The 26,381-nt window shown below is 30.8% G+C and carries 23 protein-coding genes, 1 pseudogene and 1 other annotated feature; of the genes and pseudogenes, 7 read left to right on the top strand and 17 right to left on the bottom strand.

The genetic code is table 11. The features are described from left to right. Nucleotides 1-426: 426 nt before the first annotated feature. On the bottom strand, nucleotides 427-831 hold the full coding sequence (locus JOC70_RS18230) for a hypothetical protein (protein WP_204600298.1): 405 nt from the start codon (nucleotides 829-831) through the stop codon (nucleotides 427-429). An 85-nt stretch (nucleotides 832-916) separates the two neighbouring features. After that, a complete protein-coding gene (locus JOC70_RS18225; protein ID WP_204600297.1) occupies nucleotides 917-1,642 on the bottom strand; it encodes a hypothetical protein in 726 nt (241 codons plus the stop codon). Between the two features lie 146 nt (nucleotides 1,643-1,788). Here JOC70_RS18225 and JOC70_RS18220 point away from each other — a divergent pair, with 146 nt between their 5' ends. Continuing rightward, nucleotides 1,789-2,235 carry a putative ABC transporter permease gene (locus JOC70_RS18220; RefSeq protein WP_341534922.1) on the top strand — a complete coding sequence of 149 codons (447 nt, stop codon included), beginning with the start codon at nucleotides 1,789-1,791 and terminating at the stop codon, nucleotides 2,233-2,235. A 246-nt stretch (nucleotides 2,236-2,481) separates the two neighbouring features. Here the strand turns inward: JOC70_RS18220 and JOC70_RS18215 are convergent, their stop codons facing one another. From JOC70_RS18215 to JOC70_RS18190, 6 genes are all read right to left on the bottom strand, one after another. Further along, the gene (locus tag JOC70_RS18215; protein ID WP_035311832.1) at nucleotides 2,482-2,808 is read right to left on the bottom strand and encodes a hypothetical protein; all 327 of its coding nucleotides are present in this window, start codon (nucleotides 2,806-2,808) and stop codon (nucleotides 2,482-2,484) included. Between the two features lie 137 nt (nucleotides 2,809-2,945). Then, nucleotides 2,946-3,143: a cold-shock protein gene (locus JOC70_RS18210; protein WP_035311833.1), complete on the bottom strand. Its 198-nt coding sequence runs from the start codon at nucleotides 3,141-3,143 to the stop codon at nucleotides 2,946-2,948. A gap of 210 nt (nucleotides 3,144-3,353) precedes the next feature. Next, entirely contained in the window at nucleotides 3,354-5,018 is a 1,665-nt protein-coding gene (locus tag JOC70_RS18205) for an RNase J family beta-CASP ribonuclease (RefSeq protein WP_204600296.1), read from the bottom strand. Nucleotides 5,019-5,053: 35 nt separating this feature from the next. Further along, nucleotides 5,054-5,416 carry a NifB/NifX family molybdenum-iron cluster-binding protein gene (locus JOC70_RS18200; RefSeq protein WP_204600295.1) on the bottom strand — a complete coding sequence of 121 codons (363 nt, stop codon included), beginning with the start codon at nucleotides 5,414-5,416 and terminating at the stop codon, nucleotides 5,054-5,056. 128 nt (nucleotides 5,417-5,544) lie between these two features. Continuing rightward, nucleotides 5,545-7,053, bottom strand: coding sequence for a DUF1846 domain-containing protein (locus tag JOC70_RS18195; protein ID WP_204600294.1), 1,509 nt, complete (start codon nucleotides 7,051-7,053; stop codon nucleotides 5,545-5,547). 290 nt (nucleotides 7,054-7,343) lie between these two features. Continuing rightward, nucleotides 7,344-8,486, bottom strand: coding sequence for an acyl-CoA dehydrogenase family protein (locus JOC70_RS18190; protein WP_204600293.1), 1,143 nt, complete (start codon nucleotides 8,484-8,486; stop codon nucleotides 7,344-7,346). Nucleotides 8,487-8,857: 371 nt separating this feature from the next. Between JOC70_RS18190 and JOC70_RS18185 the strand changes: the two genes are divergently transcribed. Further along, a complete protein-coding gene (locus JOC70_RS18185) occupies nucleotides 8,858-9,523 on the top strand; it encodes an HD domain-containing protein (protein WP_204600292.1) in 666 nt (221 codons plus the stop codon). 80 nt (nucleotides 9,524-9,603) lie between these two features. Here JOC70_RS18185 and JOC70_RS18180 read toward each other — a convergent pair whose 3' ends face one another. Then, complete coding sequence (locus JOC70_RS18180) at nucleotides 9,604-10,632, bottom strand: hypothetical protein (protein WP_204600291.1); 1,029 nt, start codon at nucleotides 10,630-10,632, stop codon at nucleotides 9,604-9,606. 11 nt (nucleotides 10,633-10,643) lie between these two features. Next, nucleotides 10,644-12,131 (bottom strand): MBOAT family O-acyltransferase, encoded by a 1,488-nt coding sequence (locus tag JOC70_RS18175; protein WP_204600290.1) that lies wholly within the window; start codon nucleotides 12,129-12,131, stop codon nucleotides 10,644-10,646. Between the two features lie 289 nt (nucleotides 12,132-12,420). On the opposite strand from JOC70_RS18175, the gene JOC70_RS18170 reads away from it, so the two are divergent. Further along, on the top strand, nucleotides 12,421-13,458 hold the full coding sequence (locus JOC70_RS18170; protein ID WP_204600289.1) for a M42 family metallopeptidase: 1,038 nt from the start codon (nucleotides 12,421-12,423) through the stop codon (nucleotides 13,456-13,458). A gap of 107 nt (nucleotides 13,459-13,565) precedes the next feature. On the opposite strand, the gene JOC70_RS18165 is transcribed toward JOC70_RS18170, so the two are convergent. From JOC70_RS18165 to JOC70_RS18150, 4 genes are all read right to left on the bottom strand, one after another. Then, entirely contained in the window at nucleotides 13,566-14,990 is a 1,425-nt protein-coding gene (locus tag JOC70_RS18165; protein WP_204600288.1) for a potassium/proton antiporter, read from the bottom strand. Nucleotides 14,991-15,178: 188 nt separating this feature from the next. Then, on the bottom strand, nucleotides 15,179-16,621 hold the full coding sequence (locus JOC70_RS18160) for a TrkH family potassium uptake protein (RefSeq protein ID WP_204600287.1): 1,443 nt from the start codon (nucleotides 16,619-16,621) through the stop codon (nucleotides 15,179-15,181). Beyond that, nucleotides 16,572-17,978, bottom strand: a complete 1,407-nt coding sequence (gene trkA / locus JOC70_RS18155) for a Trk system potassium transporter TrkA (RefSeq protein ID WP_204600286.1) — start codon at nucleotides 17,976-17,978, stop codon at nucleotides 16,572-16,574. Before trkA ends, JOC70_RS18160 begins: the two co-directional genes overlap by 50 nt. 297 nt (nucleotides 17,979-18,275) lie before the next feature. Then, nucleotides 18,276-18,749, bottom strand: coding sequence for a hypothetical protein (locus JOC70_RS18150; RefSeq protein ID WP_204600285.1), 474 nt, complete (start codon nucleotides 18,747-18,749; stop codon nucleotides 18,276-18,278). A gap of 305 nt (nucleotides 18,750-19,054) precedes the next feature. On the opposite strand from JOC70_RS18150, the gene JOC70_RS18145 reads away from it, so the two are divergent. Continuing rightward, nucleotides 19,055-21,082, top strand: coding sequence for a methyl-accepting chemotaxis protein (locus JOC70_RS18145; protein WP_204600284.1), 2,028 nt, complete (start codon nucleotides 19,055-19,057; stop codon nucleotides 21,080-21,082). 115 nt (nucleotides 21,083-21,197) lie between these two features. On the opposite strand, the gene JOC70_RS18140 is transcribed toward JOC70_RS18145, so the two are convergent. Then, on the bottom strand, nucleotides 21,198-21,350 hold the full coding sequence (locus JOC70_RS18140) for a hypothetical protein (RefSeq protein ID WP_204600283.1): 153 nt from the start codon (nucleotides 21,348-21,350) through the stop codon (nucleotides 21,198-21,200). A gap of 483 nt (nucleotides 21,351-21,833) precedes the next feature. On the opposite strand from JOC70_RS18140, the gene JOC70_RS18135 reads away from it, so the two are divergent. The 3 genes and pseudogenes from JOC70_RS18135 (at nucleotide 21,834) to JOC70_RS18130 (ending at nucleotide 23,937) form a co-directional block, all read left to right on the top strand. After that, on the top strand, nucleotides 21,834-22,112 hold the full coding sequence (locus tag JOC70_RS18135; RefSeq protein WP_204600282.1) for a YmaF family protein: 279 nt from the start codon (nucleotides 21,834-21,836) through the stop codon (nucleotides 22,110-22,112). 171 nt (nucleotides 22,113-22,283) lie between these two features. Next, nucleotides 22,284-22,534: a binding site (T-box leader), on the top strand. 53 nt (nucleotides 22,535-22,587) lie between these two features. Continuing rightward, nucleotides 22,588-22,659: pseudogene (locus tag JOC70_RS19655) on the top strand (class I SAM-dependent methyltransferase); the annotation flags it as partial. A 135-nt stretch (nucleotides 22,660-22,794) separates the two neighbouring features. Further along, complete coding sequence (locus JOC70_RS18130) at nucleotides 22,795-23,937, top strand: trans-sulfuration enzyme family protein (protein WP_204600281.1); 1,143 nt, start codon at nucleotides 22,795-22,797, stop codon at nucleotides 23,935-23,937. A 105-nt stretch (nucleotides 23,938-24,042) separates the two neighbouring features. Here the strand turns inward: JOC70_RS18130 and JOC70_RS18125 are convergent, their stop codons facing one another. Further along, complete coding sequence (locus tag JOC70_RS18125) at nucleotides 24,043-25,005, bottom strand: C-terminal binding protein (RefSeq protein WP_204600280.1); 963 nt, start codon at nucleotides 25,003-25,005, stop codon at nucleotides 24,043-24,045. 13 nt (nucleotides 25,006-25,018) lie between these two features. Beyond that, nucleotides 25,019-26,350: a nickel-dependent lactate racemase family protein gene (locus JOC70_RS18120; protein ID WP_204600279.1), complete on the bottom strand. Its 1,332-nt coding sequence runs from the start codon at nucleotides 26,348-26,350 to the stop codon at nucleotides 25,019-25,021. Nucleotides 26,351-26,381 lie beyond the last annotated feature (31 nt).

The following is a 26,381-nucleotide window of genomic DNA, read 5'->3' as shown; positions in this document are numbered from 1 at the left end:
ATGTGTTAGGCACGCCGCCAGCGTTCGTCCTGAGCCAGGATCAAACTCTCAATTTAAAAGTTTAATCTGTTTCGCTCATCGCGTTTCTTAACATTAAATGTTAAGTAATTGACTGGTTTCTATTCTCTGTTCAATTTTCAAAGACCTTGTCGCTTTAAGCAACTCCTATATAATAGCATTTCTATTTATATTTGTCAACAATCTTTCAAAATGTTTTTCAAAGTATTGTTAACCACTGTGTTGCATGTCATTTATCTTAGCGACGAATATCATCTTATCATGGCTTGACTCATATACTATTACTATTTAATGGCTTTAATCCAAGCTAAGACGCATTATCCTTTATTGCTCGACCATATGCTTAATATCTCACATAGTGATACACCAGATAAAGTTTAAAGGAAATTGCACCGCAATTTCCTTTAATTATGAATGTTTTACATTCCAAGTAATTTTATAACTACCTTTATGTTTTCCTTCAACTTTTAATTTATAGGTGGAATCTTTTTCTATTTTAATTTTCTTGCTAATTAACTCATTAGGATTTTCAATTTTAAATAACTCATTATCATTTTTGTCAACCAAAGTTATTTTTAAGGTTCCCTCTTTTGTAACTATTTCAATATTTAAATTTAGTTCATCTCCTTCTTTAAGTTTAATAGAATTAAACTTGTGTCCGTCAAAACTTGAGTATGACATTTCCATACTGTTTTTAGTATTATTTTCAATAGAATTTGTTGATTTATAACTTCCTCCAGAACATCCTACTAAAAATAATATTATTAATGCATTTATTAATATCATAATTTTACTTTTGAACTTTTTAATCATCTCTTATATTTCCCTCCATACTTTGTAACAAAAATTAATTTACAACATTACACTTACGTCATATAAATTGAATATCACCTAAAATCTAACTTTCTTCTTGCTTACAAAGAATCATAGCAAATATATGCATATAAAGCCCTATGGATATAGTTATAAAACTTTTAACTGCATATACTATGATATTAGTATCAGGTATTACCTTTAATACACTTGCTATTAAACTCGTTATCACACCAATTATCGCTAACTTCCAAAAGTATTTCTTTCCTATCTTCCTACCTTCACTAAATGCCTCTTCTGCAGTTACATCATGATATATTAAGTAAGCTTCGCAAGGAATTACTGTTACTACTACATATGCAAGAAGGATCATAACTGCTATTATGAAGAAAGGAATCATTATACCAAAAATTGATAAAAGCGATATCCCTATAATTAAGGCCCCTATTATAATAGTCAATATCAAGTATCTTAGATAAAATGAAAAACTATCAATAAAAGTTTCCTTGTAATTTACTTCTTCATCTCTTACTATTATTTTTATAACTAAGTACAAAAACGAATAGACTAAAGGCATTACAAGAATAGAAATTATAATTAAAAATAAATTACTTATAACTGCAGTCTTAACATTTGCACCTGAAATATTTCTTAGCAGCGTTTCTCCTTCTGTTATCATATCGTATTTATCTAGTGTTACATTACTATTTGTAAACTTAAAACTAGAAATTTCAAATATTAGCTTTACTAAAATAAAGGGCAATAAAATCTTAAATCCTTTCCTATATTTTTCCCAAGCTTCTTTATACATTTACACCCATCCCATCTATAATGTTATACACTATTATTTTATCACAATATTCATACTATTACTTTTTAGTAAAACTTGTTCCTATTTTTATGATGCACTACCATCTATTGTTATAATTTATGTTTATAGAATAGAGAATATAATTTTTGTATATTTTTCTTATGATTACAGAAAATACTTTTATGGGAAAAAGATTTGTATTTTATGGTTTGTTAGGTTTTTGTATAGAGGTTCTTTGGACTGGACTTGGCTCTCTTCTTCGTGGAGATATAAAACTTACAGGCTTCACATATATATGGATGTTTCCAATATACGGTCTGGCATTGTTTTTAGAACCCATTCATGACAAGGTAAGGCATCTTCCTTTTTATATTAGAGGAGGGATATATACAGTACTCATATTTATAGTAGAATTTTCAACTGGAATGATTTTAAGAAAGGTTTTAGGTGTTTGTCCTTGGAATTATACCACTCAACCTCTATCAATATGTGGTTTAATCACATTAAGCTATGCTCCTGCTTGGTTTGTTGCTGGAATGTTTTTCGAAAGAGTACACGATACTTTAATAAGAATTCAGCACAGCTTAATATAACTCAAATAAGTTATAAAGTTGAATTTATTTTAATCAAGCTTCTTTATAAGCAGTTTTAGATCTCCTAGTAACTTTTCTGTAAATCCTAAAAAAGCAAGGTATGCTAAATTATAAGTTAGCGTACCTTGCTTTTTTATTCTAATTCTATATTATAAATCATAACAAAGCGATAATACAAATAATGACAGTTATCTATAAAGTTAAACAAAAACTTTAAATAGACAACTGTCATCATTTATAAAAGCATTATTTAATGCCCTTCATGTTTCCTTTAAGTGCCTTTACACGACCATTTACATAATTCATCAATTCGCGCTTATCATCCTTCACACTGTTAGGAGCATTGGACACTATATTAATAAGATCTAATCTATTCATCTTCACGTCTTCAGCAATTTTATAAGCTAAACATCTATTTTTTACTTTCCAGTAGGTATTATTAAACTCTACCGCTTGTCTTTTGTTATAATATCCTTTTTCTACGCCAAATTCAAATAAATCAGCAGCTACTTCTAGTTCCTCTAAATCTTGAACTTCTAGAGTTTCATTAATAAGATCTTGAAAGTTCTTCATTATAGCACCCTTTCTTTCATTATGTAATAATATTTTGCGCTTCTGCTCCTCATAATATACTTAGTATATTATTTTTACATAGTATAAACTTGAAAAAACCTGAAGACTTATCTTCAGGTTTTTATTATTTTAACAAATTAAAGTATTGTTATATCTTCAGCTTGAGGACCTTTTGCTCCATCAACAACATTAAAAGATACTTTCTGTCCTTCTTCTAAAGTCTTGAATCCTTCTTTGTTGATTTGTGAAAAGTGAGCAAATACGTCATTTCCCTCTTCTGTAGTAATAAATCCAAATCCTTTTTCTCCATTAAACCATTTTACTGTACCAGTCATTATTTCTTACCTCCGAAACTTCTATTCCTTTAATTCTTTATAAAAAGTAAATTACAAACAATTTTTTTCATAAAAATGTTTATTTAGTAAATCATTACTTCTGAATTAAGGTTCTATATTAGTATATACCATATTAAAAATTTTTCAAGTGTTTTTTGATAAATATATTTATGAAACTACAATATTTATTTTTGTAACTACCATATTAATTTAAATTTCCATTATGATAGGCAAAATAATTGGTCTTCGTTTTGTTTTTTCATATAAAAATCTTTCTGTTGCACTTTTCATATTACCTTTTAATACATACCATTCAATAACTTTATTTTCCAAGCAATTACCAAGCTCTTTTTTGACAATTTCTTTCACTTCATTTATCAAAGCTTCTGATTCCTTTGCATATACAAATCCCCTAGTTATTACATCAGGACCTGCTATTATACTATAAGTTTCTCTTTCTAAAGTTACAACAATTGTAAGCATTCCATCTTCAGCTAAGTGCTTTCTATCTCTAAGAACTATATTTCCAACGTCTCCTACTCCAAGTCCATCTACAAATACAGATCCTGTGTGAACCCTTCCGGATATTTTTGTTTCCTTATCTGACAGTTCTAAAACTTGACCTGTTTCCAAAGTAAATATTTGCTTTGCATCCATGCCTAGTTTTTGTGCTAGCTTTGCATGATGTTTTAAATGCCTATATTCGCCATGAACTGGCATGAAGTACTTAGGATGAACTAAAGTATGAACAAGCTTTAATTCTTCTTGATATGCATGCCCTGATACATGCACTTCTTCTAAATCATCATAAATTACCTCTGCTCCCTTTCTAAACAATTCATTAATTACTCTAGATATAAACTTTTCGTTACCTGGAATTGGAGATGCAGAAATAATAAATAAATCCTTTGGTTCAATTTTAATTTTTCTGTGATTGGAAAAAGCTATTCTAGCTAAAGCTGCCATAGATTCTCCTTGGCTGCCTGTAGTTATTATAGTGATTTTTTCATTAGTATAATTTTTAACTTCATCTAAAGTTATCATAGATCCTTCTGGAATATGTAAATATCCAAGTTCCATAGCTACCTTTGATACATTTTCCATACTTCTTCCGCTAAATGCTACTTTTCTTCCATATTCAACGGATGCATCTATTATTTGTTGCATTCTGTGAATATTAGAAGCAAATGTTGCAACTATTACCCTTCCTTCAGCATTTGCAAAAACTCTATTAAAGGTTTCTCCTATAGACTTTTCTGAAATTGTATGTCCAATACGCTCTACATTTGTACTATCAGCCATTAAAAGAAGTACTCCCTCTTTTCCTAAAGTTGAAATACGCTCTAGGTCCATTACTTTGCCATCAATAGGCGTATAATCTATTTTAAAATCGCCAGTATGCAATATTACCCCAATTGGCGTATGAATAGCAAGAGCACATGAATCTGCTATACTGTGAGTTACTCTAATAAATTCAATACTTAAATTTTCTAGCTCTACTATGTCAGAAGTATTTACTACGTTAAGCTGACAATCTGAAATCAATGCATGTTCTTCTAATTTAGTTCTAACCATACCTAATGTTAAATTTGTACCATAAATAGGCGCATTTAACTGTTTTAAAATATAAGGAAGTGAACCTATATGGTCCTCATGACCATGAGTTATAAAAAAGCCCTTTACCTTATCCTTATTATTTAGTAAATAAGTTATATCTGGAATGACTAAATCTACGCCATACATATCTTCATCTGGGAACGCTATACCACAGTCTATAACAATAATTTCATCTTTATATTCAATAGCTGTTATATTTTTCCCTATTTCCCCAAGCCCCCCCAAGGGAATAACCCTTACACTATCTTCATTTTTCACTTAATCACCTCATTCATTTAAAAACTTACTTAATTTTAATGACTATGCTCGTAATGATTAGAACAAGTGGCTTTATCGTGAACTAACTCACCTTTTAAATATCTTTGCATAATATCATCAATTTTCCCTGAAGCTCCACATACAACTCCTAATCCCTTTTCTTCTAAGGCATTGTATGCATTGTCTCCCATACCACCTGCAATAACTACTGAAACTCCCTCACTTTCAAGAAGATCTGCTAAAGCTTCATGGTTATGCTGTAAACCTTGTGCAGTAACTTCTCTAGTGTGAACAATTTTATTTTCTCTACCTTGCTCAACGTCTACAATAGTAAAGCATGAACTTCTTCCAAAGTGCTGATTTAACATTTCTCCATCTTTAGGCAATGCTATTTTCATTTAATTTCACCTCATATTTAAAATTTATTTTATAAATATAATTATTCTCATTTTTAAATATAATATTACATTATAAAAATAAAAAAAAATAAACCTTAGGATTTCTCCAAAGGTTTATTTTTTATTCATTACATGTTATAATAGAGGCTTTCTGAAGCATATATAGGATCACAAGTAATGTCTACTCCAAGCTTTCTAAAGGTTTGTTCATCATTTCCACTTATAATTGCAGTTGAATGAGCTTGACATCCTTTAAGCATTGATAATTTTTCCATAGCTACTTGCGCTGTTGGATTTGTAACAGCACATATGCTAAGTGCCATTAAGATTTCTTCAGCATCTAAAGATGTGCTTCTATTACCTAGTGTTTTTGATTTTAAATTTGTAATTGGTTCTAATACAACTGGTGAAATAAGATGTATTTCATCAGATATATTCCCAAGATATTTGATTGCGTTTAAAACTACAGCAGCAGTTGCATCCATAAGTTCCGAACCTTTACCTGTAACTATTGTGCCATCATTAAGTTCTAAAGCTACTACTGGACACACATCATTTTTATCAGCAGTTTCTTTTAGCTTAGCAGAATATTCTCTTGATGGAATAACTACTTTTCTATCCTCAGGTTTTAAATTAACCTCTTCCATGATAAGCTTTATTCTTTCAAAAGTTTCTTTATCTAAGTACCCTTTTTTATATTCACAGCTTGTTTTGAAATATCTTCTAATTATCTCTTGTTTAGAAGCTTCTTTAACAACTTTATCATCAACTATACCAAAACCTACTCGATTAACTCCCATATCTGTTGGAGATTTGTATACAGACTCCTTGCCAGTTATTTTTTCTATTATCTTTTTAAGAACTGGAAATAATTCTAGGTCACGATTATAATTTACAGACATCTCATTGTAAGCTTCAAGATGGAAAGAATCTATCATATTCACATCTTTTAAATCTACTGTTGCTGCTTCATAAGCAATATTTAAAGGATGCTTTAAAGGAACGTTCCATACTGGGAATGTTTCAAATTTTGAATATCCCGCAACTCTACCTCTTTTATTTTCATGATAAAGCTGGCTTAAACAAGTTCCAAGTTTTCCGCTTCCTGGTCCTGGTGCTGTTACAACAACTATAGGCTTTGAAGTTTCAATATATGGATTTGCTCCATATCCTTCGTCACTGACAATTGTATTCACATCTGTAGGGTATCCCTTAGTTGGAGCATGTTTATATACTTTTATTCCTCTACGTTCAAGCTTGTTTATGAATACAGTTGCAGCTGGCTGATTTTCATATCTTGTTATTACAACACTATTCACATCTAGCTCATATCCCCTAAGCTCATCGATAAGTCTTAAAACATCCATATCATAAGTGATGCCAAAATCTCCTCTTATCTTGTTTCTTTCAATATCTCCTGCATATACGCAAATAACTATTTCAGCTTTTTCTCTTAATTTATGTAGTAATTTAATTTTTACATTTTCATCATATCCTGGCAAAACCCTTTTTGCATGAAAATCCTGTAAAAGCTTTCCACCAAACTCTAGATATAATTTATCATAATTATTAACTCTTTCTAAAATATATTTAGATTGTTCTTCTAAATACTTCTTATTATCAAATCCTATATTCATTTTTAACGCCTCACTATCTATAATAATTATTTAACTATTTGGTGATTGATATAGTTTAGTAAATAGCAACAATTAATTCGTATTTACGACATTTTATTATGACATAAAACTTAATTAAAGTAAATAGAAGAAGGTAATTTACTGAGTATTTTTTATTAACTAAATATAAACAGTAATCAATTATAGGTGTTTTCTATGGCAAAACCACATTTTAATAGATACTGATTAATAAATAACTTCTAGCACTAAAAAAGTTGAGAATAGCAGACTATGCTATCCTCAACTTCTTTTTACTTAAATATGTCTCCACTTATAATTAGTTTCTGAATTTCATTTGTTCCTTCATATATTTGAGTTATCTTTGCGTCTCTCATCATTCTTTCAACATGATACTCTCTCATAAAACCATTTCCGCCCATCATTTGAACAGCTTCAACAGTTACATGCATAGCTGCATCGGTGCATGCAAGTTTAGCCTTTGCAGCCGAAACTGAATAAGGTTTTCCTTCATGCTTATCTATTGCCGCCTTATAAAGTAAATATTTTGCTTGTTCTATTTCTAAAGCTAAGTCAGCCATCTTAAAAGCTAATGCTTGATTTTTACATATTGGTTTCCCAAATTGAACTCTTTGTTTCATATATTCTTTTGCCATATCAAAAGCACCTTCAGCTATTCCCAATCCCTGAGCAGCTACTCCAATTCTTCCTCCATCAAGAGTTTTCATAGCAACCTTAAATCCTTGTCCTTCTACCCCACCAAGTAAGTTTTCAACTGGAACTTTTACATTATCAAATATAAGCTCTGCAACTTGTGCTGCTCTTATACCGCACTTATTTTCAAGTTTTCCTATTGTAAATCCTTCATATCCCTTTTCTAATATAAATGCTGATAGTCCCTTTACCCCCTTAGTCCTATCAGTCATAGCGTATACTACAAAGACATCTGCTAATGGAGCATTTGTTATGAAGCATTTTGAGCCGTTTAATATATAATAATCCCCTTCTCTAACTGCAGTCGTAATAGCATTTGCAGCATCTGAACCAGCATTAGGTTCAGTAAGTCCGAAGGAACCTAATTTTTTACCTGAAAGCAAATCTGGAAGATATTTTTTCTTTTGCTCTTCAGTACCACCATTTATTATTGAGCCGCAACATAAAGATGTAGTAACAGAATAACTAATACCTAATGATCCATCTATCTTAGAAATTTCTTCAACAGCCAATGCATAGGATAAATAATCTCCGCCAACTCCACCATATTCTTCTGCATAAGGTAGCCCCAAGAATCCCATCTGTCCTATCTTTTTATAAGCTTCTAATGGAAATCTGCTGTTTTCATCATTTTCTATTACCTGTGGTAATAATTCTTTCTGCGCAAAATCTCTAGCTGTCTTTTGGATCATTAGTTGATTTTCATTTAGTTCAAAATTCATACACATATCCCCCTAGTTTCCTATAATTTAAAAATTGGTTATGCTAATATATATGTCTTCCAAATGTTAATAATTACTATTATATACCAAATTATGTAAAATGTCTATATGAATTTATTGCTAAATTGTTTTAACTAATAGACAAATTACTCATACAAGGAATGCCATTCAGTGTCTTTACCTAGACAACCTTAGGCAAATAAGCGTATACTTAATTTATTCTTATAAATATTTCAAAAATATACATAAACAAAATAAATGTATCACTAGGAAATTTAATTCATTAGACTTTATCTCTTGTCCATAGCATTTAAGTGAAATTATTTGACAATACTATGTTAAAATAATAATTTAGGAAAGAAGGTATATTGGTGAAAAATCTTACTTATGAAGATATAAAAAACAATGTAGAAATACAATCATATATACAATGGGCAGATCATCTTTTAGAAGTCTTAGGCATAACGAAACATGACATAGGTCATGTTACAAAAGTTGCAGATACAGCTTCTAAAATACTAGCAGAACTAGATTATGATACACGAACAATAGAGCTTGCAAAAATTGCAGGATATATTCACGATATAGGTAATATGATAAACAGAGAAGAACATGCTCAAACAGGAGCTGTTTTATGTTTTAATATTTTAACAAGGCTTAATATGCCTCCGGATGAGATTGCACTAGTGGTGTCTGCTGTTGGAAATCATGATGAAGGTACTGGCTGTGCTGTTAATCCCATATCCGCTGCATTGATTTTAGCTGATAAATGTGATGTGCGCCGAAGCAGAGTTAGAAATATAGATTTTTCAACCTTTGATATACATGACAGAGTAAACTATGCAGTGGAGAATTCAGAAGTTTGTATTAATAAAGAGAATGGTTCTATTCTACTAGATTTAAAGATTGATACTACTATCGTTTCATTAATGGATTACTTTGAAATATTCTTAACTAGAATGACTATGTGTAGAAAAGCTGCAAATTTTTTGAATTTAAAATTTGAGCTTATAATGAATGGAACAAAAATAATCTAAACAAAAGACTGTTTCCAAATAATTAAAATGATTTTTTAGAAACAGTCTCTTTATTAAAGTTTAATTACTGTAGCTTTCTATTATTTAGCAGAGGCTTCTACTTCCAGATACTTATCATAGTCTTCTTTCCAATCAGCATATTTCTCATCATTTCTATGATCTTCTAAATCATATTTTTCTTTTAAAAGCCTTCCAAAGTGAGTTGAAACCTTATTAGACCCCCAAATATTCATATGCCCTTCGTTATACATATCATTTTTAAAGTTAAATCCTATTTCGTCAAATAGGTTATTATAATTTATAAATGGAATATTATTTGCTTTTGCAATTTCTTCTACCTTATTAAACATTTGAGCAGGTTCTTTATGCCAAGTGTCCATATTAGCTGTACTTGTATAATCATGTGGAGCATTGGTGAATATTAACCTAAAGCCTTCTTTTTGGGATAGCTCTATAATTTTATATAAATACTCTTGTGTTTTAGGAGGAAGCTCTGCAGTTTTTGTCTCTTTAATGTCTGACAAAGTGCCTTTTCCGTATACCTCACGACCGGCACCAAATCCTTTTTGATAATACGTAGTTGAGGTGTCATAATTAAAATCTTTCTCTTCTAGTTCCTTCCATCTATCATGATATTTGACAATTGGCAGTAAATAGCTTAACCACTGACCTTTTGGTGTACTGTTTACAACAGCTTCTATCTTATTTACTGAAAACTTCATATTATCTAAAATATATCTAATATATCCCTCTTGACCATACTCTTCCGTTAAACCTAAATAATATAAATCTACTACTACAATTGGATTTTTATGTTTTTTTAAAACTTCCTTAAGTAAATAATACGTAACATCTATGGGCTGTCCCCCAGTTCCGTAATTAAAACTAGTTATTCCATACTCATTCCATAGTACATTAGGATTGATGGACGAGTCCATATGACTAGACCCCATTAAAATAACATCGTATGTATCCCTATCTTCATATACTCCTTGAAATATTTTACCGCGATGACTTACTTTTAACACAAAGATAGAGTTAAGTATAGAAATAATCATGGTTAATATTATTACAAAAATAAATCCTTTTAAAACTATCTTTTTAGCCATGGGTATTCCTCCTAAAATTGAAAATAAATAAACTGCTGTTTACTATATCCTGGTCCATATACGCCAAGTATTAAAATAAAGATAATAGCCGTAAAATATACCGCCCATCTAAATCCTATATTTTGTTTTGAAAGATCTATACGGACACTTTCGGTTGCTTGAATATAGTTTATAATTAAAACTATAATTATACCTAGCACTGCTACTTTAAAATCTTTTGAATCCAATCCTAGACTATAAATCTCTCCTGAATAAAATATCCATGGATTGAAATAAAGCATATTCTTAATCAACATTTTTGCTCCAGTAAAGGAATTCGCCCTAAAAAATATCCATGCAAAATCAACTAATACAAAATTTATTAATACTTGAAAAAACTTAAAACTAAATATATCAGTTTTTATTTTAAAAGTATCTATAATTTTTTCTTTAACTGGTTTTAAAATATTTCCTATTACTTGATAAATACCGTGTAATCCTCCCCAAACTAAAAAATTCATAGATGCTCCGTGCCATAGTCCACTAACTAAAAATACAATCATTATATTAATATAATTTCTAAGCTTACTGCACCTGTTTCCTCCAAGAGGTATATAGAGATAATCTTTAAACCAGCTGCTAAGACTTATGTGCCAACGCTTCCAAAAATCTTTTATTGTTCTTGAAAAATAGGGCTGTTTAAAGTTTACAGTTAGCCTAAATCCCATAATTTCAGCAGCACCTCTTGCTATATCTGAATAAGATGAAAAATCACAGTATATTTGAAATGCATAAAATATAGTAGCTATAATTATTTCTAATCCTCTGTATTTATTGGGATTATTGTATACAGCATTAACTAATATAGCCAATCTATCTGCAATAACTATTTTCTGAAAAAAGCCCCACAGCATTAGAACTAAGCCATTCTTTACTCTATAGTAATCAAATTGATGCTTTTCATCAAATTGATGTAATAGGTTTTTCGATTTTTCTATAGGTCCTGCAAGCACTTGAGGAAAAAATGATACAAACAAGGCATATTTAACTATATTTTTTTCTGCCTTAACATCTTTTCTATAAATATCTATGACATAACTAAGAGCTTGAAATGTATAAAAAGATATTCCTACTGGCAACAAGTAATCAAATGATGGGATTATAACTGTAATATTAAATAAAGAAAATACCCTCTTTAAACTTGATATAAAAAAGTTATAATACTTAAATAAAAATAAAATACCTAAATTACTTATAAGACTCATTAGAATCCAAAATCTTTTAAACTTAATTGATTTTTCTTCATTACTTATTTTGCTTGCTTTTTCTATTAACAGTCCACCAAAATATGTTATTATTGTGCTTGTTCCAATTAAAATTGCATATTTAGGATTCCAGCTCATATAGAAATAATAACTACTTATAAGCATCCATACTTTACGAAATTTAAATGGTATTAAAAAGTATGTAAGGACTACAATGGGAAAAAATATTAAAAAATGAATTGAGTTAAATAACAAAATTATTTTACCTCCTTTAACTATTATCAGATTTCTTTTTAACTCTATACTTATTTTTATACGATTATCCAATATAGTTAACTTACCTAAATACTTGGTAACATCGTAATGTATTTTACCCTTCTATTGTTACAGGCTTGTTACAACTTTGTATTATTTTACTTATCATTCATATCTAAATATTTTTTTGCATAATTATACTAAATCTTGCTATTCCAAATGAATCTATGTAATGCACTGTAAAGTTGTGATAAAATACAATTAAGATTTAAACAAAGGAGTGCTTTACATGAATTATAACCAAGAACAAATTAAATATTACTTAAATAATATTTTGACTACACCAAGCCCTAGTGGATATACAAAAAAAGTAATAGATTACATAAAAAAAGAACTTGATATTATAGGTGTATCTTATGAGCTCACAAATAAAGGATGCATTTTGGTTACATTATCAGGAAAAGACAACGAAAATGGAAGAGTTCTATCTGCTCATATAGATACTTTAGGAGCTATGGTTAAAGGTATAAGATCTAATGGAACTTTGTCCCTTGCTGCTATTGGCGGTTATATGATGAACTCAATCGAAGGTGAAAATTGTATTATAGAAACTTTAGATGGTGAAGAATTTACTGGAACAATTCAAAGTATTAAGCCTTCTGTACATATAAGTGGCGATGAAGCTAGAGAACTTAAAAGAACTGTAGAAAATATGGAAATTGTATTAGATGAGAAAGTGTTTTCTAAAGAAGATATCTTAAAACTAGGGATTGAGGTTGGTGACTTTGTATCTTTTGATTCGAGGACCGTTTTTACTCCAAGTGGCTTTGTAAAAAGCAGGCACCTAGATGATAAGGCGAGTGCTGCAATACTTTTGTATGCTGTAAAATATTTGGTAGAAAATAATATAGCACTTCCTTATACTACAAGCTTCTTTATAACAAATTATGAAGAAGTTGGCCATGGAGCTGCCTCTATTCCTCAAAACACTAAAGAATTTATAGCTGTAGATATGGGTGCACCAGGACTTGAGCAAAACTCCTCTGAGTATGCTGTATGTATTTGTGCCAAAGATTCTTCTGGCCCATATGATTTAGAAATTCGTAAAAAACTTATAGATTTATGCAAGAAAAATGATATTCCTTATAAAATAGATATTTATCCTTACTATGGTTCAGATGCTTCTTCTGCCCTCCGTGCTGGATGGGATATCAGAACTGGACTTATCGGAACAGGAGTCTTTGCATCCCATGGATATGAGAGAACCCATATGGATGGGATTTTAGCCACATTAGATTTAGTAATTAATTATTGTAAAGAAAAGTAATGTACTCTACCTTGCTACAGTTTATATAAAAGTACATAACCCTATATTATAAATATATTGATCATTAATATGAGAAAGCTCCCATAATTTTCAGGGAGCTTTTTATCTTAATTTAATAAATGTGTAAATTTTTCCAAGTTGTTAGCAGTAAAAACTAAAATATCTCCTAACTTTATAATAGACGAGCCATTTGGTATAATTATTTCATCTTTTCTTTTTATCATAACAATTAATATTTCATTAGATATTTTTGATTCTGATATAGTTTTGTTTATTAAGTGATTGCCTTCTTTTACAGCGTATTCCATCAACTGCGTATGTATTTCATCTTGATAGTCATTAAAGGTTTTAAATACTGAAACTTCTGCTTCTACTAGATCTAATCCTTTTGCTATTGCTGGAATCATAGTTCCTTGAACGATAACTGAAAGTAAAGCTATAATAAACACAGTATTAAATATTTCATTTGCTATAGGAAGATTATTCGTCAGAGCGTAAGTTGCAAACACAATAGATGCTGCTCCTCTAAGTCCAACCCAAGATACTAATGCTTGCTGCTTTAGTGGAGTTTTAAAAAAGCTTAGTATACTTATAATTGCAATAGGCCTTGCTACTAATAGTAAGAATATAGCCACAGCCACCCCAGACATTAAAGCTGATGGTAATTGAGATGGAAAAACTAATAGTCCTAGAGTAAAGAATAATACAATTTGCATGAGCCATGACACTGCATCGAAAAAATGCACCAAGTTCCTTTTATATGGAATTTTACTATTTCCCATAATAATTCCAATTATATAAACTGACAAAAATCCATTTCCCCCAAGCCACTCGCTTATTGAGTATCCAAGTATAGCTATAGATATAGAAAGAATAGGATATAATCCATCTATTTCAAAATTGATATTTTTCAAAATAAACACAGAAATTATAGCAATAATAAAACCAATAGATAAGCCAAAAATAATTTGACGTGATAGTAGACTTATTATTGATTCCTGATGGTTATTTGTTATTAAAGACACCATAATAACTGTTAGCATATAAGACATAGGATCATTGCTTCCACTTTCCATTTCCAGCATAGAAGCCAATCCACCTTTTAAGTTCAATTTTTTTGATCTTAAAATAGAAAACACTGAAGCGGCATCTGTGGAAGAAACTACTGAACCTAAAAGCATTCCTTCTAATAAAGTAACCTTTAAAATAAAATGAGCAAATAAACCAACTAAAAATGCTGTCATTACAACCCCCAGTGTTGCCAAAAGTATTGCTTGAGGAGCTACAGATTTTGCAGACTTCCAGTTAACACCAAAACCACCATAGAACATGATAAACACAAGCCCTATATTACATATTTGTTGAGCAAGCATTGAATTATCAAAATATATTCCTCCTATCCCCTCTGAACCTAAAAGCATACCTAACGTTAAGAAAATCATTAGGGTAGGTATACCAAATCTATATAACAATTTGCTAGAAAGTACACAAATAAGCAATACTATCCCTGATAATAACATTATTTGAACCATAAAATCATCCTCTCATAAAAATGTTTGTACAAATAGCTGAATTATATAACATAATATTGTACAATAATTATACAATGTTTAAGCATAAATTAATGTACCAAAGAAATATATTTACTAAACATTCATATTTTCTCCAAAACTTTTAAAAAAGCACCTCCTAAAATTAGGAGATGCTTCGGATTTAACTGCTATTTTTTCCAAAACTCTGGTATAAAAAGTAATAATATAGGATAAATTTCAAGCCTGCCTATAATCATACACATAGATAATACTATTTTACTTAAATTGGAAAAGCCCGCAAAACTTCCCATAGGGCCAACCATTTCAAACCCTGGGCCAACATTCCCTATAGATGTTGCAACAGCTGATATAGTTGTCATTGTATCAACTTCTTCTAAGGAAACTATCAAAATTGCTCCAAGAAATATAGCCATATACATAAAGAAAAATGATGTTATACCCTTAAGAGTTTCTTCATCTACAGACTTACCCCCAAATTTTACAGTATACACTGCTTTGGGATGAATTATCTTTAATAACTCTCTTCGTATAATTTTGAAGAGTAGTAAAAATCTAATATTCTTCATTCCTCCTGCTGTTGATCCAGCGCATCCACCAAAAAACATTAAACTTAATAAAATCATTTTACTAAAAAGCGGCCATAGATTAAAGTCCGTGGTAGCATATCCTGTAGTTGTAACAATAGAGGCTACCTGAAAGGAGGAATGCCTTAAAGATTCTCCAATGGTTTTAAAAATACTTCCATGAATATTTAGTGTTATTAGTACAATAGAAGTAAAAATCAAGCTAATATAAAATTTAAATTCTTCGTCTTTAAAAATCCCCTTAATATTTCCCTTTAGTGCCTGATAGTATAGAGAAAAATTTGCACCACATATAAGCATAAAAAATGTAATTATAATCTCTATCCATACATTTTTGTATGCTCCGATACTCACAGCCTTATTAGAAAACCCTCCGGTTCCAACCGTTCCAAAAGTATGTATAAGTGAATCATACCAAGACATTCCAGCTATCTTAAGTGATATAGCTAAAATAATAGTAACCACTATATATATACCATATAAAATTTTTGCAGTTTGTCCAATCTTAGGTACTAGTTTACCTGGATTTGGCCCTGGACTTTCAGCTTTCATAATTTGAAGAGTACCCGCTCCTGCAGAAGGAAGTATTGCTAGCGTCATAACAAGCACTCCCATACCTCCAACCCAATGAGTAAAACTTCTCCAAAATAAAATGCCATGAGGTAATGCTTCAATATTAGTGATTATGGTTGCACCAGTAGTTGTAAATCCAGAGCTTGACTCAAAAAAACCGTTAATCATGGAAGGTATTGCTCCACTGATTACAAAAGGGAGCGATCCAAAAAATGAAGTAAGTAGCCATCCAATTGCTACAATTGCAAAACCATCTCTTGTATAAATATTTTTATTCTTAGGTTGCTTAAGTAAACCTAGTACACCTAGTGATAACAAAATTTCAATTGTAATAGCAAATGCTTTAGCATCATATCCCCCATGTATTATTGCTACCAAAAGCGATGGAATCATTACAATTCCTTCACAGGTTAATAATATTGCCAAGCTTCTTAATACCATTCCAAAATTCACTATTTATACCTCCATTTGAGCTGCTAATCAAGTCATGTAAATTATTTATATTTTTATCCTTTGCTATAACAATAACACGATCTCCATCTCGTATACTGTCATTACCATGTGGAATTATAATTTCGTCTTTTCTAACTATTGTTGCAATAATAACATCTTGCTTAAATTTTATTTGCCTTAATGGAGTATTCAAAAGTTTACTTTCCTTATTTGCAATAAACTCCAGTATTTCAACCTTTCCTTCAACTATTCTATATAAGGATTCTATATTATTGCCTCTAACATATTTTAAGATTTGATTTGTAATAATCTCTTTAGGGCTTATAATATCATCAATTCCCAAACTACTTACAATATTGTTGTATCTTGTTCTGCTTACTTTTGTAATAACCTTTTTAACACCATTTTGTTTGGCCATTAAAGAAGATAATAGATTTTCTTCATCCATTCCTGTAGCAGCAATAAATCCATCTACATCCTTTGCATTTTCAGACAGTAAAAATTCTTCATCTGTACCATCTGCATTTATAACAAGTGCCTTTGGTAAAAGTTCTGAAAGTTCTATACATCTTTCTTTATTGATTTCAATGATTTTTACGTTCATGCCCATATCGCATAAATTATTTGAAAGATAATAAGCAATTCTTCCTCCACCAAGTATCATAATATTTTTTAATCTCTGTGGTAAAATTCCGGATATTTTACAAAAATTATAGATACTAGAGGATTTTCCTATTACATGAATTTTATCATCTTTATTAATTATAAATTTTCCATTTGGAACAATTACTTTATTCCCTCTTACCACAACTCCAACTAGTACAGAAAGATTAGCTTTTCCCACAATTTTTTCTAGACTTTTACCTACAATAGGCATGTCCTTTGTAATTTTAAGCTGAACAAGCTTTACCCTACCTTTGGCAAAATGCTCTACATTTATTGCTGGAGAAAAATTAATCATTTGTGTAATTTCATCTGCTGCTGCAAGCTCTGGATTAATAATCATCTCAAGTTCTAACTCTTCCTTTAATAAGGAAAGCTCTCTTGCATATTCAGGATCTCTAATTCTTGCAACAGTATGAGCCGCCTTTAATTTCTTTGCAGTAAGACAACAAACCATGTTTACTTCATCACTATTTGTAACTGCAATTAGTAAATCTGCTGCGCTTACCCCAGCTTCTAGAAGTGTACTAGTGCTAACTCCACTTCCTTTAATACACATAACATCTAAGTTTTCTTCTGCTTTTCTTAAGATTCCATAATTTTTATCAATAATTGTTACATCATGTCCTTCCTTTTCCAGGTTATTTGCCAAATTATAACCTACTTTACCCGCTCCAATAATTATAATTCTCATCATAGCCTCCAAAGTTTTTCACTGCATTAAACGCCTCGTAAAAAATATGTACTTTTTGTTAATCGCTTATAATTAATATCATTATAAGACTTTGCTAGGTTTACTTCAACATTCTAACTTCTAAATGACATACAATTCCCTTAAGAAACAACTGTTTCTTTCTCTTTATTGTCACTTCTCTTAGTTTGAAGTAATTAAAATATATGTATTTAATGAAATAAATATGCTTCTAAGCAAACTAACTATTTACAAAACATAATTATAGGGGAGGTAGCTATAAAACTACCTCCCCTATAATTATACTTCTATACTTTTTTCAGATTCTTGTACAACCTCTTCTAAAATTACTTCTTCCTCAGTTATTCTTGCATTTACTATATTATCAGCATTTTCATCTAAATTACCTTCTTGTAATAAAATACCTTCTTCAACAACATCATTACAGTCACTATCTTTTCTAATAATCATTAAGCATTTTGAAGTCTTCTCATTGATTTCAGCTACACCCAATAAAGCAAAGGCAATACCTCCATATATTGCAACTGATTCACATACATTTGGCACTAACTGCGATGGAATTAGTTGACCTGTAACCATACTATATTCATAACCCTGGGCTACATATTGATTAACAGTATCCCTAAACAAAATAATATTGTTAACTAGTAAAGTAACTCCAGCTATAGCTACAATTAAAGCAGCAATATACATGATAATTGTAATAGGTGATTTTCTTGATTCTTTAAATACTTTTTTATCTTCTGTTTTCATAACAAGTTATCTCCATTTCTGCCATAAAGGCCTACGTTGTAAATTGCAAATTAATCATTTTTTGCATCAACATCTTCTATTAATTAATATTACTCAGTCATTGTCACAATTAGGTATCAATACTATTAACAATTTATAACGAAGATATCTACTTTTGATATTTATTTTTTGCTGCTAGCTGTATTTGTTACAAATATATACATATTTTTTCAACATTCCATATATCTTAACCTCTTTGTACCATGATATAATACAAAGGAAATATATTCTTTCGTAATACGACAATATTTTTAAGGAGTGATATAATGCATTCAAAAGAGAAGCATCAAGGCCGGCCTATTAGAGTAAAAATAATAAGTATATTTTTAATTCTACAACTAATTACACTTTCAGTTTTAACATGTATATCAATTAATACTTTTAAGGAAAAACAAGAAAGTCAGTTAGCAAATGATGGTTTGGATTTGGCAAATCAAGTTACTAGAGAACTAGAAATTAATAATTCTGCATTACATACTATAGAGTCGCAATTTGCAGATAAAGTTATAAGTATTGCCAAAACAGTTGCTGAAACTGAAAAGATAACTAATGAATATCTCATTGGTATTTCCAAGAAAGCTGACGTTTCAGAAATAAATATAGCAGATAAAAATAGGAAAATACTCTATTCTAATTTAAACGCTAATATTGGTTGGGTTTACCCTACAGATCATGCCACATATCCAGTTTTTACAGGTGAAAAACCTGAGTTAATTGAAGAAATACGACAAAGCGAAGTAGATAAAAAATATTATAAATATGCAGCATTACCTATTAAAGATGGTGGAATAGTTCAAGTAGGAATTATAGCTGACAAAATTAAGAACGTTGAAGCTGATTTTGATAAACAAAAGTTAGTTGAATCTTTAGCCAAAAGTGAAAATATCGTATATGCTCTTATAATAGATAAAAACTTAAAAGCTGTAGCTCATAGTAATCTCAATAGTATTGGAAAGCAGCTTTCAGATGCAGGTAGCAAATCTGCAGCTGTTGATAAAAAAGTGTATACAGGCACCTATTTTTATGATACGAAAAATGTTGAAGTCATGGATATACTAGTACCTTTATACGATAATGGAAAACATATAGGTGCCGTAAATATAGGTATATCTATGAAAAATCTTAAAGCAGGTATTACCGATATGATGAAGAAATCAATACTTATGGCTATCATTTCCTTTATCGTAATGGGATTATTAATGACCCTAGTTATCAATGCCATAATAAAGCCTTTGAATCTTTTAAAAGAATCTGCTGAGGAAGTTTCTGATGGGGACTTAACTAAAGAAATACCTATTAAAAGTAAAGATGAAATTGGATTGCTTACTAATGCTTTTAATAAAATGACAAAATCATTAAAAGATATTATTAAAGCAACTACTATAAGTGCTAATGATTTAAATGATTCAAGCCAGCATCTTTCAGCCACAACAGAGCAAGTACTCGCTCAAGCTGAAAATGTACATGCCACAGCTCAGCAAATAGCCTGTGGTATGGAAGAAAGTAGTGCCTCCGTAGAAGATATAGATTCATCAATTAATGAAGTAACCTTTGCTACTAGAGCGCTTACGAAGAAAGCTGAGGATGGCAACATAATATCAAAAGAAATAGAAGTTAGAGCCAGAAATTTAAAAAACAATGCTCAAGAATCAAGAAAAGCAACTACTGCCATGTATTCACAAAGACAAGATGCTATTTTAAAAGCTGTAGAAAAAAGCAGTGTCGTTAAAGAAATTGAACAAATGTCCAAAATCATTTCAGATATTGCAGCAAAAATAAATTTATTATCTTTAAACGCTGCCATAGAAGCTGCCAGAGCTGGTGATCAAGGCAAGGGATTTGCAGTTGTAGCTGCAGAAATAGGTAAGTTAGCTGAACAATCAACTAAAACTGTTTCTGGAATAGCTCCAATTATTAAAGATGTGCAATCTTCAGTAATAGCCCTTTCTGAAAATGCAAAGGGTATATTAACTTTTATAAATGAAGAAGTATCATTAAATAATGAACTATTAGAAAAAACTGGAGATCAATATATGAAGGATTCAGAAACTATAAATAATCTAGTGCAAGATTTTGCTGCAAGTACAGAAGAAATATTATCTTCAATGGAAGAAGTAACTGCTGCTATAGAAACTATGTCAAGTTCTATAGAACAATCTAATCTAGGTTCCCAAGATATTGCCTTAAGTATATCAGATATCTCAGCAGCAATACATGAGGTTTCAAAAACAACTCAAAACCAAGCAAAATCAGCACAGGAGCTTAATAGCTTAGTTGAAAAATTTAAAATTTGATATATAAATAAGACGTTACTAGTATAACACTACTGGTAACGTCTTATTTATATAATTACAAACATGCAACTATAATTTTGATAGTCTATGGATATCATTACAGTATTATCTATTTTTACACATAGTATTCTATATCGAATTCATTCTTCATTTTAAACTCTATAAACACTTTATCTCGTATTTTGAAGAATTCTTCGCTAGTTCTGTCTCTTTTCCTTCCCATAGGTATATTGATTATACTTTTTACTCTTCCAGGACCTGGTGTCATAATAACAATTCTATACGCAAGAAATACTGCTTCTTCATAGCATTTCCTCTACTACTGGATCTGGTGTTTTCTCAAGAACATCCTGCTTTTACGCAAAAGTTTTTCTATATTCAGATACTGCCTGCAAATAATCATTAACTTCTCCACCATGGTGATGATGGCTATGGCTATGTTCATAATTATGAGAATGAGTTTGATGATATCGATAACTTTCATTAAAATTCATATTTAAAAACCTTCTATATCTCTTACAACATTTAATTACAATTCATACTATTTCTATATGTTTTATTATATATCATCATCGCTTATATACCTTGTCAATAAAATATTATATCCTTATTCTAGAGCTAATCTTATTGAATTTCTTCGATAAGATTAGCTCCTTATTATAACTTCTCTTTCTACACACCTGTAATGAGCACTAAATTTCTAAAATAATCATATACTGCTAGTATCTATAAACGTTTAGGAGGTATTGTAATGAAACATTCACACAGTTATGCAGGCACAACATCCTTTGATGATTGCCATATTCATCATTATGGTGGTGTTACATCTAAGGCACCAAGTGGAGTCCCCCATACTCATTGTCTGAAAGGTGAAACAACCTATCTTGATGATCATGACCATGATTATGAAACTAGAACAGGTCCAGCTATAGTACTACCTGATGGGCTTCACTATCACTATTATGAAACTAAAGTAAGATGTGCAGATGGTCACATTCATTATATATGTGGTTGTACTAGTGCTGATTAACTTATAGAATTTTGTATATTGTTTATTTCTTTTAAAATAGCTGCCATCTTATATGGCAGCTATTTATTGCTTTGAAAATTTTCTATAATTCTGCGATATTGGGTTGACAAAATCATTTTAATATTATAACATGTTATCGATATAGTATTCCAATCAAAATAATAAGAATTGATAAATGCTGTGATAAGAAATAGTAGCATAAAGTAAGCTAACAGAGAAAAATCCTCCTAGCTGAAAGGGATTTTAAGTGTAACTTATGTGAATGCATCTTTGAGCACTGTCTTGAAATATAGTAGACGACAGCGTGTACGCACGTTAAAGCGTTGAGGTATGCATGTACCAAAAATGAGATATCATTGTATCTTTTTATTATACATATGATAATTAGAGTGGAACCGCGGAAGTTAGCTTCTGCCTCTAAGCTTTTAGAGGCAGGAGTTTTTTATTTGAAAAATTAATACACAGGAGGGCTATTATGAATTCTTTACAATACTTTGATTCCATAGCTAAAAGCTTGAACGTTATACGAAGTGAATATTTCGAAGAAATGTAAAAATGATTTAAGGATATACAAGTAGAAAATACAGATTAAAGCTTCAAAGGCTACTCAATAAGGAAGAGTTCGCTGAAACAGATATCTTCCTAGCTACATCAGCAAAATTATAATTTGGAGGGAAAACAGATGAAAATCGAATCAATTTTAATACACGGTGGAATAGATGGAGATGAACATACAGGTGCAGTAAATGTTCCAATTTATCAAACCTCAACTTACAAACAGCCTAGGTTTGGAGTAAATACAGGATATGAATATTCGAGAACAGGCAATCCAACACGAGAAGCTTTAGAGAAGCTTGTTGCAGACCTTGAGGAGGGATATGCAGGCTTTGCTTTTGCGTCAGGTATGGCTGCTATAACTGCAGTGCTTTCACTATTTAAGTCAGGAGATAAGGTAGTTATCTCAAATAACGTATATGGTGGAACATTTAGAGTTCTGGATAAGATATTCACAAACTTTGGTATTCAATATGACATAGTTGACACCTCAAATTTAGATGAAGTAAGAAACAGTATTGATGATACTGTAAAAGCTATTTATATAGAAACTCCAACAAATCCTCTTATGGATGTAACTGATATTGAAGCTGTGGCAAATATAGCTAGGGAAAAAAGTATATATACTATCGTTGATAACACCTTCATGACTCCTTATTTACAAAAACCAATAACTCTTGGAACTGATATAGTTATTCACAGTGCTACAAAATATCTTGGTGGTCACAGTGATGTAATTTCAGGTATTGTTGTTGTAAATAACAAAGATTTAGCCGAGAAGCTTCATTTTGTTCAAAATGCTACTGGAGGAGTTCTAGCTCCCTTTGATTCCTTCCTTTTAATAAGAGGAATTAAAACCTTGGCAGTAAGAATGGATAGACATAACTCAAATGCAAAGCTTATTGCTGAATTCTTAAAAAATAGAGAAGAAATAGAAAAGATATATTATCCTGGTTTCGAGAATCATCCTGGTTATAAAATTCAAACAAATCAAGCTAAGGGTTATGGTGGAATGATTGCCTTTGTCCTTAAGGAAGGCTACGATTATAAAAAATTCCTTGAGAGTCTTAATTTGATAACCTTTGGAGAAAGCTTAGGTGGAGTTGAATCCTTAATTTGCCACCCTGCTTCTATGACTCATGGTTCTATACCTTATGAATTGAGACAAAAGGTTGGTATTGTAGATAATTTAATAAGACTATCTGTAGGTATAGAAAATGCTGAAGATTTAATTCAAGATATCGAAAATGCATTAAAGGGAAGTATTTAATATAGTCGCTATTCTTCCCCATAAAGGCTATAGATATTTTGCAAAAATATTTATTAATTAAAAAAGAAGCGTATGTCTATTTAAACTAGACATACGCTATAATTATTAAACACTGTTTTTAACCTTCATATTATTTAATGCCTCAATAACATTTAAAGCAACTGTTTCTCTTAGCTCGATTATGGATTCTTTACTTGAATAGGAAATATGGGGTGTTACAATGATATTGTCTACATTTAATATTTCGCTTTCAGGATTTGGTGGTTCATTGCAAACCACATCTAGACCAGCACCCCTTATAACTCTATTTTTAACTGCTTCAATTAAGTCATTTTCAATAATAATTTCTCCTCTTGAGGCATTTATAAGCACAGCACTTTTTTTCATAAGTTTTAATTCCTTAATCCCAATCATCCCTCTTGTATTTTCGTTAAGAGGTACTGCTATGCTCACATAATCTGAAAGCTCAAGTCCTTCTTCAAGGGTTACTTTGCGTACTCCATAGTCTTTAAACTCAGTATCATTAACATATGGGTCATAAACTAATACATCCATTCCAAGTGCTTTAGCCTTCTTTGCTTCTAATTTTGCAATTTTACCAAATCCAACGAGGAATAGAACCGAATCTTTAATTCTTTTTGGAATATAATCCATGGCATCTACGCCCCAAAGTCCCTGTTTAATTTTATCCTTATAGGAACTAAGACTTTTGTAGAACTCAAAAATGAATGATATCACATGGTCTGAAACCTCTTCAATGCAATAACCTGGGACATTTGCAACTACTATCCCTTTGCTTTTAGCATACTTTACATCAATATTGTCATATCCAATTCCATACACAGATATTACTTTGCAATTTTCTAACTTATCAATGACATCTGAAGATATCTTAATATCTATCTGTGCAATAATAGCTTCAGCATATTTGCCGAAGGCTTCTAAATCATTATGAAAGTCTCTTCCAGAGTATTTTATTTCATGACCAGGTAAGTTTTCTTTTATTATTTTTTCTTCTATTTCATATTCCTTCCAATCTCCATCAATAATCCATATAGTCTTTAACATCTTGCACCTCATCTTACTTGCCACTTGTCATGTGGGTGGCACTTATTATCATTGGTAAACAATCTCCTCCGCGTGGTAAAACTCCAACTTTTCCTCCTGGAATTTCCTTTAAGGCATAGTTAACTGCTTCCTGTAGAGTTCCAATTTTTTTATAACCTAAAATTGAGATTTCTTTATCATCTAAACCTTCTGTAACAATAAGTATTTTGGCTCTTTCTCTTACTCTAGCATTACCCATTGCAATATCTGCAGCCACCAAGTCGGCCTCATCCTCATCTAAAGGAATTTTCCCTACGATATTTTTAGATTCTTCATAAGAAGCCTTTGCCCACTCTATTAACTTTGGATGATTATGCACTAATCCTTCATAACATGGAGCCACAAATATAATATATCCATCCTTTTTCACACTAAAATATGCAGATATAAGCCCCTTTTCAGCTTGCCAATAATCAATATCGCAAGGGCTAGAACTTACCACCACTATATCAGCAAGTTCAGGTATCTTTACTCCATAAACCTTTGCCGCAAGCTTTGCTCCTTCTCTATGAGCTTTTATAAAATCCCCAGCAAAAACTCCTGTAACCTCTCCATCAGGTGTCATAACCACATTTATAATAAACTTAAGTCCAACTATTTTTGCTACCTCTTCTATTCCCTTTCTACAAGGATTATCTTCAATATTTCCTAAGGGAATCCTTTCCATAAGGGCTCCTGCAACATGCGTAGCTGATGTAGTAGCAGAGCCGCATATTCCAGGCTGAACAATTTTTCCACCTCCTGAATAGCCTGCATCTGAGTGTGGTATTATATTCCCAAGTCCTATTATATAATCAACTTCCTGAACCTTTTTGTTAACATGAATAGGAAACTTCATTCCATTCGCTTCAATAGTTCCCATATCAATAAGTGCATTTTTATCTGTAAAATCATGCTGACTAATTTTAACTGTTTTAAAAATTTCTTCTCCAACCTTTTCGACTATTTCATCTTCTGTCATCACCCTATGAGTACCAGGTGCAGTTAGCACTTCAATATTTTCAAGAGGTATTCCCATGTCATTAGTAAGGTATTTTATTAATACAGGAAGTATCTTATTTACTGGAGTTACTCTCGTATTATCATCAATTAATATTAAAATCTTATCATCTTTTTTAACCTGACTTTTTAATGCTTCGCACCCAATTGGATGTTCCAGCTTATCTAGTAATATCCTTTCAAAATCCTCTATAGGTGAAAACTTTGTCATCTCTCCATTAAAGAGAAAGGATGTAGCAGGTATATAAGCCTGCATCTCCTTATCACCATAGGGAATCTTAATTATTTTTATATCTTCTTCGTTCATAATCAATACACCCTCTTATATTATCTATGAA

Source organism: Clostridium pascui, assembly GCF_016908015.1.
GTDB classification, from domain to species: Bacteria; Bacillota; Clostridia; order Clostridiales; family Clostridiaceae; genus Clostridium_AK; species Clostridium_AK pascui.
Note: the sequence above shows the minus strand (reverse complement) of the source record. Positions and strands in the feature narration are given on the sequence as shown.